This window comes from Vogesella mureinivorans, from assembly GCF_007644035.1.
In the GTDB taxonomy this organism is placed as follows: Bacteria; Pseudomonadota; Gammaproteobacteria; order Burkholderiales; family Chromobacteriaceae; genus Vogesella; species Vogesella mureinivorans.
The window spans coordinates 1-346 of the sequence record NZ_VMTV02000149.1 but is presented as its reverse complement, the minus strand read 5'-3'; the positions used below and the strand labels follow the sequence as shown (position 1 = coordinate 346).

The 346-nt window shown below is 62.4% G+C and carries 1 protein-coding gene; it reads right to left on the bottom strand.

Annotated elements, in window-relative coordinates; all coding sequences use genetic code 11:
• On the bottom strand, positions 1 to 346 hold a 346-nt coding region (locus FLQ44_RS04945), incomplete at both ends, for a cbb3-type cytochrome c oxidase subunit I (RefSeq protein ID WP_206208670.1).

Sequence of the window (346 nt, the reverse complement as noted above, 5' to 3'; positions counted from 1 at the left end):
AGCCCTTCCACATGGTCGACACCCAGTTGAACACCTTCACGCCAGTGGGCACGGCAATCAGCATGGTCGCGTACATGAAGAACAGCTGGCCGCCGAGCGGCATGCCGACCGTGAACATGTGGTGGGCCCACACGATGAAGCTGAGGAAGGCGATCGAGGCGGTCGCGTAGACCATGGCCTGGTAGCCGAACAGCGGCTTGCGGGCGAAGGTCGGGATGATCTCCGAGACGATGCCGAAGGCCGGGAGGATCATGATGTAGACCTCCGGGTGGCCGAAGAACCAGAAGATGTGCTGGTACATCACCGGGTCACCGCCGCCGGCGGCATTGAAGAAGGCGGTGCCGAA